The 15,382-nt window shown below is 67.1% G+C and carries 11 protein-coding genes and 1 tRNA gene; 6 read left to right on the top strand and 6 right to left on the bottom strand.

Annotated elements, in window-relative coordinates:
* Positions 1 to 35: 35 nt before the first annotated feature.
* The 3 genes from ACIBH2_RS18345 to ACIBH2_RS18335 form a co-directional block, all read right to left on the bottom strand.
* Positions 36 to 1,331 (bottom strand): MupA/Atu3671 family FMN-dependent luciferase-like monooxygenase, encoded by a 1,296-nt coding sequence (locus ACIBH2_RS18345; RefSeq protein ID WP_397118820.1) that lies wholly within the window; start codon positions 1,329 to 1,331, stop codon positions 36 to 38.
* Positions 1,328 to 3,007 (bottom strand): fatty acyl-AMP ligase, encoded by a 1,680-nt coding sequence (locus ACIBH2_RS18340; RefSeq protein ID WP_397118818.1) that lies wholly within the window; start codon positions 3,005 to 3,007, stop codon positions 1,328 to 1,330. Before ACIBH2_RS18340 ends, ACIBH2_RS18345 begins: the two co-directional genes overlap by 4 nt.
* A gap of 242 nt (positions 3,008 to 3,249) precedes the next feature.
* Positions 3,250 to 4,902 carry an ATP-binding cassette domain-containing protein gene (locus tag ACIBH2_RS18335; RefSeq protein WP_397118816.1) on the bottom strand — a complete coding sequence of 551 codons (1,653 nt, stop codon included), beginning with the start codon at positions 4,900 to 4,902 and terminating at the stop codon, positions 3,250 to 3,252.
* 269 nt (positions 4,903 to 5,171) lie between these two features.
* Here ACIBH2_RS18335 and ACIBH2_RS18330 point away from each other — a divergent pair, with 269 nt between their 5' ends.
* The 3 genes from ACIBH2_RS18330 (at position 5,172) to ACIBH2_RS18320 (ending at position 6,578) form a co-directional block, all read left to right on the top strand.
* Complete coding sequence (locus ACIBH2_RS18330; protein WP_397118814.1) at positions 5,172 to 5,390, top strand: EF-hand domain-containing protein; 219 nt, start codon at positions 5,172 to 5,174, stop codon at positions 5,388 to 5,390.
* 137 nt (positions 5,391 to 5,527) lie between these two features.
* Positions 5,528 to 6,103 (top strand): NADPH-dependent FMN reductase, encoded by a 576-nt coding sequence (locus tag ACIBH2_RS18325; protein ID WP_397118812.1) that lies wholly within the window; start codon positions 5,528 to 5,530, stop codon positions 6,101 to 6,103.
* A 10-nt stretch (positions 6,104 to 6,113) separates the two neighbouring features.
* Positions 6,114 to 6,578 (top strand): YybH family protein, encoded by a 465-nt coding sequence (locus ACIBH2_RS18320; RefSeq protein WP_397118810.1) that lies wholly within the window; start codon positions 6,114 to 6,116, stop codon positions 6,576 to 6,578.
* A 94-nt stretch (positions 6,579 to 6,672) separates the two neighbouring features.
* Here the strand turns inward: ACIBH2_RS18320 and ACIBH2_RS18315 are convergent.
* Positions 6,673 to 6,746, bottom strand: a tRNA-Met gene (locus ACIBH2_RS18315).
* Positions 6,747 to 7,290: 544 nt separating this feature from the next.
* On the opposite strand from ACIBH2_RS18315, the gene ACIBH2_RS18310 reads away from it, so the two are divergent.
* The gene (locus tag ACIBH2_RS18310) at positions 7,291 to 7,824 is read left to right on the top strand and encodes a transglycosylase family protein (protein ID WP_397118808.1); all 534 of its coding nucleotides are present in this window, start codon (positions 7,291 to 7,293) and stop codon (positions 7,822 to 7,824) included.
* A gap of 610 nt (positions 7,825 to 8,434) precedes the next feature.
* On the opposite strand, the gene ACIBH2_RS18305 is transcribed toward ACIBH2_RS18310, so the two are convergent.
* Complete coding sequence (locus ACIBH2_RS18305; protein WP_397118806.1) at positions 8,435 to 11,416, bottom strand: UPF0182 family protein; 2,982 nt, start codon at positions 11,414 to 11,416, stop codon at positions 8,435 to 8,437.
* 158 nt (positions 11,417 to 11,574) lie between these two features.
* Here ACIBH2_RS18305 and ACIBH2_RS18300 point away from each other — a divergent pair, with 158 nt between their 5' ends.
* On the top strand, positions 11,575 to 12,183 hold the full coding sequence (locus tag ACIBH2_RS18300; protein WP_397120867.1) for a PPA1309 family protein: 609 nt from the start codon (positions 11,575 to 11,577) through the stop codon (positions 12,181 to 12,183).
* Positions 12,184 to 12,856: 673 nt separating this feature from the next.
* Here the strand turns inward: ACIBH2_RS18300 and ACIBH2_RS18295 are convergent.
* Entirely contained in the window at positions 12,857 to 13,882 is a 1,026-nt protein-coding gene (locus tag ACIBH2_RS18295) for a PDZ domain-containing protein (RefSeq protein ID WP_397118804.1), read from the bottom strand.
* An 84-nt stretch (positions 13,883 to 13,966) separates the two neighbouring features.
* Here ACIBH2_RS18295 and ACIBH2_RS18290 point away from each other — a divergent pair, with 84 nt between their 5' ends.
* Positions 13,967 to 15,364 (top strand): zinc-dependent metalloprotease, encoded by a 1,398-nt coding sequence (locus tag ACIBH2_RS18290; RefSeq protein ID WP_397118802.1) that lies wholly within the window; start codon positions 13,967 to 13,969, stop codon positions 15,362 to 15,364.
* The last annotated feature ends 18 nt before the right edge of the window (positions 15,365 to 15,382 follow it).

Genomic DNA, 15,382 nt, shown 5'->3' with positions numbered 1-15,382 from the left:
TGATGCTCCCGTATCTCGAGATTCCCGAAGAGTGCCTAGGTGGACAACGCCCTTTTCTCGAGCGCGGCCAGCGAATCCAGTCCCGCCAGCACCTGAGCGTCCGGAATGCCGAAATCGATCAGGCAGGCGATCTCATCGACACCGATCGCGCGCAGCCGCTCGACCATGGACAGCGCGGAGTCGGGGGTGCCGAACAAGCCGTTGTTGCGGTAATAGCGCTCGAAGGCGAAGTCCAGCACCTTGGCTCGTGAACCCTCGTCGAGGCTGTCGAGGGCGGCCGAGCCGCGCCGCCACAGGTCCACCGAATCCTCGAGGTAACGCTTGAACGGGCCCTCGACCGTCTTGCGCACCCGCGCCTCGTCCTCCCCGACGAAGGTGTGCAGCATGACGGTGACGGTGCCCTCCTCGATACCGTGACCGTGGCGCGCCCGCGCCTTGCGGTAGGCCGCGAGCTTCTCCGCCAGCTCGTCCACTTCCTGAAAGAGCAAGGCGGTCAACACATTCGCGCCCAGCGCACCGGCCATCTCGAAGCGCTCGATACCGCCGCTACAGGTCAGCCAGGTCGGCAGGGCCGGTTGGACCGGGGCCGGGAAGATGCGCACTTCGCGCTCCTCACCGACGCCATTGGGCAGCGTGACCGAGTCACCGCGCCACAGCCGCCGCACCGTCTCGATACCCGACCGGGTGATCTCGACGCGCTCGGCGTAGTTGTCCGGCGCGAGCACGAAGTCGTCGACATTCCATCCGGTGGCGAAGGCCAGGTCGACCCGGCCGTTGGACAGGTTGTCCACCACCGCCCAGTCCTCGGCGACGCGCACCGGATCGTGCAGCGGCAGCACCACACTGCCCGCGCGAATACGCACCCGCTCGGTGCTCGCCGCCAATGCCGCGCCGAGTACCGCCGGGTTCGGGTACAGGCCACCGAAGGAATGGAAATGGCGTTCCGGAATCCACATGGCCTCGAAGCCGTGCGCATCGGCGAAACGGGCGCTTTCGAGCAACAGATGGTAGCGCCCGTCGGCATTGCGCTGGGCATCACTGGCGAAGAAGAGCAGACTGAAATCGAGAGTGCGCGAGGACGATACGTCCAGTGCGGTGGTGTTCACCTTGTCCGCGATATCGGCGAGGGTCAGCCCGTCGAAAATCTCCTCGGCGGTGACCTCGGTATCGTATCGATTCTCCAGCAGCGTCATCAGCTCCGCCGCTTTCACCGAATCCAGCCCCAGCGATGTGAGCGGCGCGTAGGGGTCGACCGAATCACGCCCCAATCGCTCAGCGACCCAATCAACGAAGAAATCCAGTACGGTCGGGCTCTCGGTCGAATTGGTCATAACGCGCTGTCCTCCAATGCCGCCGCCGATGAATAGGTTTCACGCAAACGCTGCCGTTGGATCTTGCCGCTGGTTGTCTTGGGTACCTCACCTTTTCCTACGAAGACGACCCGGTACAGACTGATGGCGTGTACGCGACTGACAATGTCGCGAATCGAACCCGCCAACTCCTCCGCACCATCCTTTTCCAAAGTGTCGTTGAGTTCCTGGACCACCATCACGCGATCTTCGTCGTCGATACTCGCCGCGAAGACCGCGCAGCCGCCGGGCCGCAGGTTCGGATGGCTGGAAACGATGGTCCGTTCGATATCCTGGGGAAAGATATTGCGGCCGTGGACGATCATCAGTTCCTTGAGGCGGCCGGAGACGTACAGTTCTCCCGCACTGACGAATCCGAGATCGCCGGTGCGCAGATAGGTCGAATCACCTTCTCCGGCAATGGTCGCCGCGAACGCGCGCCGATTCTCCTCCGGCTTGTTCCAATAGCCGTCGGCGACGCTGGGGCCGCGCAGCCATATCTCGCCCACGCGATTCGGTGCGCAGCGCCGCCCCGTGTCGCGGTCGACCACGGCGACGTGCTCCGCCTCGACGGCGCCCATACTCGGTAGCTCGCGCCCACCCGGGCGTTCGACGGCCAGACCGCGCTCGAGATCCTCCGCGGCGAACAAGCGGGTGCGCGCACCCGAGCCGCGCGGGCCACCGGCGACGAAGAGCGTGGATTCGGCCAGGCCGTAGGTGGGCACGAAAGCCTCGGCGCGGAAACCGCTCACCGCGAAGGTCTCCGCGAAAGCGCGCAGCGTAGCGGGGTTCACCGGCTCCGCGCCGACGAAGGCGACGTCCCAGTGGCTCAGGTCGAGCCGGGCGGCCTCGGCGGGCGGCACGCGTTTCACGCACAGTCCGTAGGCGAGGTTGGGTCCCCCGGCGAGGGTGTTGTCGCTCTCCGAGATCGCGCGCAGCCAGGTGAGCGGATCGCGCAGGAAGGTCATGGGTGACATGAGCGTGGCGGGCAGGCCCACGAACACCGGCAGCAGGATGCCCTGGATGAGACCCATATCGTGAAACGGCGGCAGCCAGGACACGAGCGAATTGTCCGGTGTGATACCGAAATTCGCGGTGATGAGTCCGAGGTTGTGCATGAGGTTTCGGTGCCGCACCACCACGCCCTTGGGCGTGCCGGTCGAGCCCGAAGTGTATTGCAGGAACGCGATATCGTCGGATGTGGGAAAGTCGAAAGGCGCGTCGGAGGCCGAAGTGCTCACCGCCGCACCGCTGTCGACAATCGCGATATCGCCGCCGAGCAGCTCGGCGCTGATCGGTACCGTCGCCAATGGCGCCACGGCCGCCGTCGCGCCGCTGTCGCGAATGATCGCCGTCAGTGCCGTCGCCTGATTCGACGACGATGGCAATGGCGCGGCGACGGCAATGCGCCGCGTCGACAGGCAGGCGAAGAACGCGTACACGAAATCCGGTCCGGGCGGACACAGCAATACGACACGGTCACCGGGAACGGTCACCTCGACCACTGCCCGCGCCACCTCGACCACTCGATCCCACAGGTGCCGAAAATCGACGGCTTCCTTGTCTTCTCGGTAACTCGAGAATGTGAAAGCGATCCGATTCGGGGTATCGGTGGCTCGCGTCGCCAGGATATCCACCAGGGTGAGCGGGGCCCGCATACGCCTTACTCCTTCCGGATCCGCTACCGCGCCATCGGCGACCTGGTGTCGTCGGCAAAGCGACGGGAATCATATCGCCTCGTACGACTTCGACCGCGTAACCGAGCGTGGCTGTGTGTTTCTCGTGGACGTTTCCAATGTGGTGCCCTGCGTTCACAACTGCCGATCTCAATGGAGCATAGCGAGCGGTACCCCGGGCCGACCGCGCCAAACGGCCGACCCGGAATACCGAGAGTCACTCGTTATGACCGGCCGACGGCCGCGACCGTTCGGTGCGGCAGTGCGAGTGTCGGCCAGTGCGCGATATCGCGTTGGAGTTGCCGGTCGTGCGTGGCGACGACAATGGCGGCGTCGGTGCGCCCCAATGCCTCGGTGAGCTCGTCGACCAGGGCGATGGAGAGATGGTTGGTCGGCTCGTCCAACAGCAATACATGGGGTCGGGCGGCCAGGGCGAGAGCGAGATCGAGTCGACGCTGCTGGCCCATGGACAGATCGCCGATGCGCTTGTCCAGATCGCGGGAGGCCAGCAGGCCCAGCGACGACAATGCCACGACCTCGCTCTCGGCGAGTCGTCCGGCCGTCACCAGATTCGCGACCTCTTCGGTGAAAAGGTCACGGGCGCGGCGGTGCGGCTGTGGCGTGGACTCCTGGCGCAGCAGGCGCACCCGGGCCGTTCGGGCGCGGTGCACCGTTCCCGTGGTCGGCCCGAGCAGGCCCGCCAACGCGGTCAGCAGGGTGGATTTGCCGGAGCCGTTGGGACCCGTGACGACCAGGCGATCATGGGATTCGAGCGTCACATCCACCGGCTGCGTCAGGCGGTCAGCGACGGTGACGGCTTCCGCACGAAGGAGCGAAACACCGTGCCGCGCGGGCAATTCCGGCATGGAGAACCGCTGCGGCGGAACCGGCGCGGTGATGCGGTGCCGGTCCAGCTCGCCCTGGCGGCGGTGCACCGCCCGGGCGCGTGCCCCGGCGCGGGTGGCGCGCCCGTGTTTCGGGGAGCCCTTCTCCGGCCGCCAACTCGTGACCAGACGGTTCTGGGCCTCCGACAGGTCCTGTGCGAGCCGCCGGTGCTCCGCCTGCTGCTGCTCGTATTCCTCCGCCCAGCGCGCCAATTCGGCCCGGCGGCCCGCGCGATACCCGGCGTAACCGTTGCCGTACGTGCGCGGCCTGCCATCGGGCGTCGGGTCGAGATCGAGGATGGTGTCGGCGATATCGGCGAGCAGGGCGCGATCGTGGCTCACCACGACCACACCGCCCGGGAAGGTCCGCAGGCTCTCGGTGAGGAAATCCAGTGCGGCCCGGTCCAGATGGTTCGTCGGCTCGTCCAGGAGCAGGAAATCGTCTCCGGCGGCGAGCAATACGGCCAGGCGCACCCGATACCGCTGGCCCACCGACAAAGTCGACAGCGGCCGCTCCCGATCGGTAGGGGCGGCCAGACCCGCCAGGGCGATATCGACCCGCCGATCGGCATCCCACGCATCGAGCAGCTGCACCAATTCCAGTGCCGCGCTGTACTTCTCGTCAGCGCCGTCGCGTTGTTCGGCGAGCGCCACCGTCGCCTCGTCGAGGCTGGCCAGCGCCGCGCGCACGGCCGCGAGCCGTTCGTCGATGACGGCGCCGACGGTGCGGTGGTCGGTGTCGGGCAGCTCCTGGGTGGCCAGCGCCAGCGTGCCGGTGCGCCGCACGCTGCCCGCGTCGGGAACGAGCGTTCCGGCGAGCACATGCAGCAGCGTGGATTTGCCGCGGCCGTTCTCGCCGACGATCCCCCACCGCGACCTCGGCGTCACGGTCATATCGACCCCGGTCAGCACGGCGCGGCCGCCGAACTCCACCGCGATATCGGAGCATGTCAATTGCGCCCGCTCCCGCGCGGGCTGATTCGTGATGGTCATGAATTCTTCCTCCGGGCACAACTCACCCACCGCTACGTGGTGTGGGATGCGCCTCCGGTCGATGACACGCGCGAGTGCGCGTACGGACATCGATGCGGGGTCTCGAGGCGCGCGCGTCGGCGCGGCCGGACCCGGACCTGTCAGAGGAAGAAGAGGTACTGCATGCCCCGACGGTAACAAGATCGCAGGCCGAGGGCAAAGGAGTATTGGCGGCGGATGCGATACTCCGTGGGCCAGTTCGGTATTGGAACAGCACGAAGGAGTGGGTTATGGGTGGGTTCACCGTGGCGGAGGCCAAGGCCGTATTCCAGAAGGTCGACGCCAACAGTGACGGCTACATCACCCTCGAGGAGTACGCGCAGGCGGTCGAGGCGTTCGGGTTCTCCTCCGAGGCCGCCAAGAACGCGGCGCTGTCGATTCTGGAGAAGGCCGACCTGAACGGCGACCGGCGCCTCAGCCTCGAGGAGTTCCTGACGCTGGTCAGCTGATCCAGCGGGTGCCGAGGGCGGCGTTCTCCGGGCCGGATCACGCGGTTGGTCCGGCCCGGAACGCGTCGGCCTGACATTCCGGGGGGCTGTGTCGTCGGAAGGGGCGTATCCCCTTCCGCCAACCAGGAGTTCCGGCCATGACCAGAATCGGCATCATCCTCGGCAGTACCCGTCCCAACCGCAAGGGCCCGCAGATCGCGCAGTGGGTGCTGGAGACCGCCGCACGGCGCGGTGACGCCGAATTCGAGCTGATCGACCTGCGTGACCATCCGCTTCCGCATCTGGACGAGCCCGCCCCGCCCCTGTTCGGCCCCTCGTCGCACGCGCACACGCGCGCCTGGGCCGAGCGGATCGCGGCCTTCGACGGATTCGTCATCGTGACGCCGGAGTACAACGGCGGTGTGCCCGGCGTGCTGAAGAACGCCATCGACCACGTGTGCGGCGAATGGGCCGACAAGGCGGTCGGATTCGTGTCGTACGGCGTCAATGGCGGCGTCCGCGCGGTGGTGCAGCTGCGCACCGTCTGCGGCACGCTCGGCCTGGCCGATGTCGGCTACCAGGTCGCCCTCTCGCTGCTCACCGATTTCGAGAACCACGCCACCTTCGTTCCCCAGGACCACCACGTCGCCGCCCTCGACAAGACCCTGGATCAGCTCCTCGCCTGGAGCACCGCACTCGCCCCACTGCGCACCACTCCCCTCGTCAACTCCTGAGGAACCGATCATGAACGCGGCCAACACCATTCAGCCCTCCGCCGACCGCCTGGCAGCGGAGTCCGGCATCCGCCGCCAAATCGCCCGCCTGATCGACGCACTGCGCGCCAAGGACCTCGAGGCGATCCGCCGGATCTACACCCCCGACGTCATCTCCTTCGACGTCGAACCACCCCTCCAGCACGTCGGCATCGCCGCCAAACTCGAGAACTGGACCCGCGTGTTCCAGGTCTTCGACACCGTGGACTACGAACTCCGCGACCTCACCGTCACCGTCGGCGACGACATCGCCTACGGCCACGCCTTCGGCCGCCTCAGCGGCACCCTCCACACCGGCGCGGCAACGAACGGCATGTGGGTCCGCGCCACCTACGGCATGCGCAAGATCGACAACACCTGGCTCATCGCCCACGACCAGGTCTCGGTCCCCCTCGACATCGCCACCGGCAAGGGCGTGCTCGACCTCGAACCCTGACGGCGGGGACTGCGGTAGCGGACCCCGATTCGGCGGATATTTGCCCGCAACGCGAAAGTGGCCCGGAACCAGTTGGTTCCGGGCCACTTTTTAGTAGCGGGGACAGGATTTGAACCTGCGACCTCTGGGTTATGAGCCCAGCGAGCTACCGAGCTGCTCCACCCCGCGTCGGTGAAGACAACATTACACACGGTTGCGAGAGGGATGCAAATCGGGTGGTCAGGGGCGGTTTCGGGGTTGCGAAGATGTTGGAACCGGGGAGGTCTGGGTGGTATTTCGGGCGAACTCGGGGCAAGCCCGAGAGGGCGGGCGGTTGGGGGTGTAAGAGGGCTTGCGATTTGAACGCATGCGCGCGATTCCCAGGCGACACCTCGTCTGAAACGTGAGCCATGTCACAAAATCGTAGTGATCTGGAACACATCACGAGCAGATAACAGACCGTTTGGACTATCGAAATACAGCATAGCCAACCTGCATCGACGGTGTTTTTCGCGTTATTCGCTTCATGCAATTCCGAAGTTATCAAGACGTGATCTGTTGAGATTTCCTCGTTATCGTCGTCCTCGGCCCGGAACAAAACGTGATGGGCTCCGACCCGAACCGCCGCACACCGACGACCCTGTCCCGCGGTACGGGAACCCCGACCTCCTGGGGACAGGGACACGGCGGAGCGAACGCGCCGGTGCCGGTGGGCGCAGGGAGGGACACCACCATGAAACAGAACCGGAAGATCAACACCCGCGCACTCGGCCTCGCGGCTGTGACCAGCGCCCTTGTTGCCGTCCCGTTCGGTCTTTCCGCCAACGCCTCGGCCGCGCCCGCCCACGATTGGGATGGCGTCGCACAGTGCGAAAGCGGTGGTAACTGGGGAATCAATACCGGTAACGGTTACTACGGCGGTTTGCAGTTCTCGCACAGCACCTGGGTGGCCAATGGCGGCACCGGGCTGGCGTCGAATGCCAGTAAGGAAGAGCAGATCCGCGTGGCCGAGAATGTGCTCGCCACCCAGGGTGTCGGCGCGTGGCCGGTCTGCGGCCAGTACCTGCGCCAGGGCCAGTCCGAGCCCGAGCCCGCCCCGGAGCCCGTCGCTCCCGCGCCCGCCCCCGCGCCCGTCAACGACGCGCAGGCGCTCATCGACCAGGCCAAGGCCGCCGGTAGCGACCTGGCCACCCAGTTCGGCGTGCAGGGCCAGTACCACCAGATCCTCGCCGACAATGCCGCGCTGATCGAATCGATCGGTGGATAGTCCCAACTCTGGGATCTCGTGCCCGCTGCTGACGCAGCGGGCACGAGCGTAAGACCTCGCGGGGGCACGACCTCTCGACCCACCGCCGTCGCGCGGCACACTGGCACGATTCTCGACCGCTGCGGATGTGCGGCAGTGGGAGCACGATTCTCGTCCCGCTGCGGATATGCAGCAGTGGGAGCACGATTCTCGTCCCGCTGCGGATGCGCGGCAGTGGGGCACAACCACTGGCCCGCTGCGGATGCGCAGCAGCGGGGACACGATTCTCTACCCGCTGCGGATATACGGCAGTGGGACACGACCACTGGCCCGCTGCGGATATCCGGCGGCGGGGTCATGGCCTATCGGCTCGCCGCGGATGTCGGGCGGGTCGGTGGGGCCTCTGGATTCGTTGCTTTGGACGGCGGGTTCGGAGGTGGCAGATCTTCGGCACGACGGCTCGGTCGGCTGCTTTGGACAGCGGATACCGGACGTATTACGTCGGGCACGGGTTCTGGGCTTTGCAACTCCATACCGGGAGAGCCGAAAGGCGTTGTCGTCGTAGGTGACGGCAACGCCTTTCGGTTGTTCTACAGGTAGCGCGGGCGGGGAGAATCCCGCCCGCTTGCCGTTAGCCGCCTGCCTTCTCGTAGGCGTCGATCGCGGTCTGGAGACGCTCCAGGGCGCGGCCCAATTCGCCCAGGTCACCGGACTTTTGGGCGTCCGAGACCGAGGCCAGGGCGTCGTCGATCTGTTTGACCGCGGCCTCCTTGCCTACCGGGGGCGTCGTGCCGGGGTTCGGGGGCGGGTTGGTGCCCTCGGTCGGCGGGGTCGTGCCCTGCTGGTTGGGCAGGTTGGTGGCCGCGCTGCCGGTGCCGGGCAGCACCTTGTCCAGGGCCTCCTGGACCGTGGAGCCATAGCCGACCTTGTCGCGGTAACTGGCCAGCACCTTCACCAGCTGCGGGAATGTCGGGGCTCCGGCCCCGGCATTGCGCTCCAGATACCACGGTTCGACATACAGGATGCCGCCGTCGCCGATGGGCAGCGTCAGCAGATTGCCGTAGCGGATCTTGTTGACATTGCCGCCGGTGAGCAGGTTGCGGTCACGGGAGACCTCGTCGGCGGTGGTCATCGAGGTCTGCGTCTGGCCCGGGCCCGGCGTCTCCGAACCGGGTGGCAATTGCAGCACGGTGATCTTGCCGTAGTTCTCCGGATCCGAATGCGCCTGCAGGTACGCCGACAGGAACTGCCGCCGGAAGCCCACCATGCCACTGGTCAGCGTGAACATCGGCTGACCGGTGACCGGGTTGCCGAGCAGCTGGTAGTACGGCGGCTGATGCGAGCCGCCCGCCGCGCCCTCCACGGTCGGATCGTTGGGCACCGACCAGAAGGCGTTGTTGGTGAAGAACTCTCGCGGATCGTCGACGTGGTACTTCGACAGCAGCTCGCGCTGCACCTTGAACAGGTCCTCCGGGTAGCGGAAGTGCTCGCGCAGCTCGGGCGAGATCTCGCTCTCCGGCGTCACCACGCCCGGGAACACGCCGCGCCACGCCTGCAGCACCGGATCGGACGGATCCACCTCGTAGAGCTTCACCGTGCCGTCGTACGCGTCGACGGTCGCCTTCACCGAGTTGCGGATGTAGCCGACCTCCTTGCGCGGCAGCAGCCGTCCGGTGGTCTGGTCGATGCTGTCCTCCAGCACCCCGTCCAGCGAGGTGCGCTGGGCGTAGGGGTAGCTGTCGAGGGTGGTGTAGGCGTCCACGATCCACTGAATGCGGCCGTTCACGACCGCCGGGTACGCGTCGCCGTCGGTGGTGAGCCACGGCGCGACGTGCTGCACCCGCTCCCGCGGATTGCGGTTGAAGATGATCTTCGAATCCGGGCCGATCACACCCGAGAACAGGATGTTGCGCTCGGCGTACTTGGCCGCGAAGGCCAGCCGGTTGAACCAGTTGCCCAGCGGCACGCCGCCCGCACCGGTGTAGGTGTACTGCGCGGTGGGGGTGTCGTATTCGCGAGCGGGCTGGTCGTTCGCGCCCACGATCGCGTAGTCGGCATCGGACTTGGAGATCAGCTCACCGAAGTAGATGCGCGGCTCGTCGACCGGGATGGCCTGGCGATCCTTGGGAATGAACAGGTCGCTGACGGTCGACTTGCCGTCGACGTCGAAGACCGGATAGCCGTAGCCGCCGCCGGATTCGTTACCCGCGGACTGCTGCGCCTCCGCCGACTCCTTGGGCGGCGCGACATTCACCCGATTGGCGGGCGCGGCCACGAAACCATTGCCGTGCGTGTAGACGGTGTGCTTGTTGATCCAGTCGGTCTGGTTGCCGGACAGGTTCTGCGGCTGCAACTCTCGGGCCGCGATGATGAAGTCCTGCACCTTGCCGTTGACCTCGTAGCGGTCCACATCCAGCGGGTCGGGGAAGCCGTAGAAGTTCTGCAGCTGCTGATTGCGCTGAATGAAGGTGGCCTGCATCAGGTTCGGATCGAGCAAGCGGATGTTCTGGACGGTCTGCTTGTCGGCGGGCGACATGGACGCGCCGCTCGCGTTCTGCGCCACGCCCTTGTAATCGACGTACTCCACCTTGTCGTCGGTGATGCCGTACGCCTGCCGTGTCGCCGCGATATTGCGCTCGATATAGCTGGCCTCCTTGGTGGCCGCGTTCGGGCGCACCGAGAACTGCTCCACCAGCAACGGCCACACCGCGCCCACCAGCACCGAGGAGAGCACCAGCAGCGCCGCCGCCATGGCGGGAACGCGCAAGTCCTTCAACACGATTCCGGCGAAGAAGGCCACCGCGCAGATGACCGCGATGGACAGCAGGATGAGTTTGGCGGGCAGCACCGCGTTGATATCGGTGTAGGAACCGCCGGTGAACGTGGGGTCCTTGCGCGCACTCGACAGCAGCGCGTAGCGGTCGAACCAGTACGCGACGGCCTTGAGCAGCACGAAGATTCCGGCCAGTACGGCCAGCTGCACGCGGGCCGCGGTGCTCAGCGTGCCCTCGCGGCCCGCCAGGCGCAGACCGCCGAAGATGTAGTGCGTCACCAGATTCGCGATGAACGCGATCACCACGGCGACGAACAGCCAGTTCAGGATCATCCGGTAGAACGGCAGATCGAAGGCGTAGAAGCCGACGTCGAGACCGAACTGCGGATCCTTCTGGCCGAACGAGCCGCCGTGCAGGAACATCTGCACCGTCACCCAGCTGGACTGCGCCACCAGGCCCGAGAGCAGGCCGATGATCGCGGGAATCCCGATGCCGAACAGGCGAAGTCGGCTCATGACGGTGGTGCGGTAGCGGGCGATGGGGTCGCCGGGGCCGCTGTTCGGCACGAATACCGGACGGGAGCGGTAGGCCAACAGCAGGGCCAGCCAGATGATGGCGGCGATGACCACCGCGACGACGATGAAGAGAATGATCCGGGTCACCAGGACACGCACGTACACATTGCGGAATCCCACCTCGCCGAACCACAACCAGTTGGTATACGCGTCGGTGAGCCGCGGCCCCACCAGCAGCAGCGCTGCCAGCACTAGGGCGGTCACGAGCAGCACGCGGCTGCGTCGGGACAGCGATGGTAAGCCTGTCGGGGGGCGCATGCCCACGATGCCACGCTCCTGAGTCCGAAGATCGGTCTGTGGTCCCACGAGACCTGTCGCGCACCACTCTACGTAAAACACCCGGCATTTCGCGGGGCGCACCCCATGTTCGCGAGCCGCGAAACGCTGACGCCGTAAACGCTCCGTTCGCACCGGGTGCGAGGATTGGGCGCGTGAATCCCGAGCAATGGTCCGCGTCCGCCCTGTACCGGTGTATCCGCGAAGTGGCCGAGTTCGTCGATGGCGAGGGGTGGGAGCGGCCGCCGCAGCTGTTCGCGCTGGTGCCCACCGCCGATCTGGTCGCGGCCGAGCCCGCGCTGCTCGACCAGCTCGACGCCGGGAACGCGCTCACCCCCATCGCGCAGGATCCGCTGCCCGAGGACCTCACCGGCGATCCGATGGCGCTCGACGAATTCCTCGCCACCACGAGTTGGCCGCCCGCCGTGGAGGGCGTCATCCTCTTCCAGGAGATCCTGGTCCTCCCGCCCGCCGCCGAATCCGCCCTCGACGAGGCCATCGCTCCCCTGCTCGCCGACCGCGACGCCGCCGACGGCGCGGCCCGCCACGCCGCCGAAACCCACCCCGACCGCCGCGACGCCCGCCTCTTCGCAGGCGTCCTCCGCGACGGAACCTCCCTCTCCCTACTCAACATTCGCCCCACCGAAGACGAGGAAGACCCCTTCGGCGACCTCGAACTCCGCACCACCCCCAACCTCGCCCCCAACCTCATCGAAGCCCTCCGCCACACCCTCGAAAACGACCCCGAGGAGTAGCCCACTCTGGGATCTCGTGCCCCGCTGCCTGCGGCAGCGGGCCACAGAACGATGAGGCATCGAGGTTCCCGGCACACCCAACAGCGCCAGTGGCACACCGACAGAGCTGTACGACGCCAGCGGCCTCCGCGCCCCACCGAGACCGCGCCAGCGGCCTCCGCGCCACGCCGCCACCGCGCCAGCGGCTTCCGCGCCACGCCGCCACCGCTCCAACGGCTCCGCGCTACACCGCCACCGCGCCAGCGGCCTCCGCGCTACACCGCGACCGCATCACAGCCCCAGCGACTTCAGCGACACACCGCGACCGCGCTACCGCTGGGCAGCGCCAGCGGACTCAGCGCCACACCACAACTAGACGGTGCCAACGGCCTCAGCTCCGGGCGGCACTCGTTTCGAGACATTCGATCGCGGGCGCTCGCCATGTCGTCCGTCTATCGGATGGCGGGGTCGGTCCTCGGCTCGCGGCGGCGTCGCCCTTCCAATCTCGCTTCGTACCCGCCGCTTCGGCAGAGGTGCCGCTCTGCCCTTCGCATTCGTGCCCCTGCTTCAGCAGTGGGTGGCGCTCTGCCCTTTTCGCGTTCGGGCCCCGCTTCGGCATCGGGGCCGCTCCGCCCTTCTCGCGTTCGTGCCCCGCTGCCGCAGGCAGCGGGGCACGAGAATCCCAAGAGTGGGGTTATTCGCAGGTGGGGGCTTCTTTGCCTGCGTTGATGTTGTCGAGGGATTCGACTGCGTCGGTGAGGGTTTCGACTCGGACGAGGCGGAGGTTGTCGGGGGTGCGTTGTTTGGCTTCGTTGCAGTTGGCGGCGGGGACGAGGAAGGTTTCGGCTCCGGCGTTCTTGGCGGCGATCATTTTGTATTGGATGCCGCCGATGGGGCCTACTTTGCCCGCGGGGTCGATGGTGCCGGTGCCCGCTACGAAGTGGCCGCCGTTGAGTTCGCCGGGGGTGAGCTTGTCGATGAGGGCGAGGGTGAACATGAGTCCGGCGGAGGGGCCGCCCACTTCGGAGAGGTTGAAGTCGACCTGGAGGGGGCCGACGGGGACCTCGGTGGGGGTTACTCCGAGATAGCCCTTCTCGGGGGCGTCGGGGCGCGCGCCCGCGGTGACCTCGACCGTCTGCTCGACGCCGTCGCGGCGGATCACGATCGGGACGGTCGTGCCGGGCTTGGTGGTGGAGGCGGCGGTGAGCAGATCCTGGACCGTGGTGATGGGCGTGCCGCCGAGACTGACCAATTCGTCGCCTTCGCGCAGTACGCCCTTGGCCGGACCCTCGTCGGAGACCGAACGCACCTTCACGACGGTCGGCATCTTCAGATAATGCAGCGCCGCCAACTCCGCGTTGTCTTCGGAATCCTTGAAGTCCTGCTTATTGGATTTGTCCACTTCGTCCCGCGACACCCCGGGCGGATACACCTCGGCGCGCGGCACCAGCCCCTGCTGACCGCTCAACCACAGCCCGAATGCCTCGAAAACATTCAGCCCATCGCGAACGGAGACCGTCGTCATATTGAGGTGCCCGGTGGTCGGGTCCACCGGCGCTCCCCGCACGTCGACCACGGGTTTTCCCTCCACATCACCCAGCGTGTCGAACGTCGGGCCTGGTCCGAGCGCCACGAACGGAACGGTGACGGCGCTGCCGACGGCACCCAATACGAGAATCGGGATCAGGGCGGCGAGCAGGGTGAATATCCGACGGTTCACGCGGCCAAGGGTACTTGTGATGGGCGCGATTACCGCGTTCCGGCGGTGGTTCGCCGCCGCGCGGGCTCCAGTACCGTAGTGGGTATGACTGACTTTCCGTTCGGATTCTCGAACCCCGACGACGATCCGGAGCGCAAGAAGCCGGGCAATGAGTCGGGTTCCGGAGCGAACGACCCGTTCGGTTTCATGACCGGCGGCACCGGCGGATTCGATCCGTCGCAGCTCGGCCAGATGCTCAGCCAACTGGGCGCGATGTTCAGCGGTATGGGTCAGCCGGGCGGCCAGTCCGGTCCGGTGAACTACGACGTTGCCAAGCGCCTGGCCCGTCAGCAACTCGGCCCGTCGGTCACACCGGTGACCGAGGGCACCCGCCGCGCGGTCACCGATGCCGCGCACCTGGCCGAGCTGTGGCTCGACGCCGCCACCACGCTGCCCGCGGGCGCGACCAAGACCGTCGCCTGGACCGCCAACGACTGGCTCGAAGAGACCCTGCCGACCTGGAAGCGCCTGTGCGATCCGGTGGCGGAACAGATTTCGGGTATGTGGACCGCCACCCTGCCCGAGGAGGCCAAGCAGTTCGCGGGCCCGATGATGGGCATGCTGAGCCAGATGGGCGGCCTCGCCTTCGGCTCGCAGCTCGGTCAGGCCCTGGGCCAGCTGGCCAAGGAGGTGCTCACCTCCACCGATATCGGCCTGCCGCTGGGCCCCGACGGCACCGCCGCGCTGCTGCCCGCCGCCATCACCGAATTCAGTGCCGGACTGGAGCGCCCGGAGAGCGAGATCCTGGTCTACCTGGCCGCCCGCGAGGTCGCCCACCAGCGACTGTTCGCGCATGTGCCGTGGCTGCGCCAGCAGGTGCTGGGCGCGGTGGAGGACTACGCGCGCGGTATCCGCATGGACTTCTCCGCCATCGAGGAGGCCGCGCAGAACATCGACCCGATGTCGCTGGCGGACCCGTCGAAGCTGGAAGAGCTGCTGTCCCAGGGCACTTTCGAACCGCAGACCACCCCCGAGCAGAAGGCGGCGCTGGAGCGTCTCGAGACGCTGCTCGCCCTGATCGAGGGCTGGGTGGAGGTCGTGGTGGCCGATGCCGTGGGTGATCGCCTACCCGGTGCGGGCGCGCTCGCCGAGACGCTGCGCCGCCGCCGCGCCACCGGCGGTCCGGCCGAGCAGACCTTCGCCACCCTGGTGGGCCTGGAACTGCGCCCCCGCAAGGTGCGCGAGGCCGCCGCGCTGTGGCGACGCCTCACCACCGATGCCGGAATCGAGAAGCGCGACGGTGTGTGGGCGCATCCCGACCTGCTGCCGGACTCCGATGACCTGGACAATCAGGCGGGCTTCATCGATACCGTGATCGGCGGCGGCACAACGGCTTTCGACGATCCGCTGGCGCAGCTGGCCGAGACCGAGGCGCGCGAGAAGAAGGAGCGCGAGGCGAAGGGGTCGACGGAGGACGACAAGTCCTCGGGCGACGACGCCTAGAGCGCACGGCGCTTGGGA

It is taken from the genome of Nocardia sp. NPDC050406 (assembly GCF_044459025.1).
GTDB lineage: Bacteria > Actinomycetota > Actinomycetes > Mycobacteriales > Mycobacteriaceae > Nocardia.
This window is presented reverse-complemented; position numbering and strand designations above follow the sequence as displayed.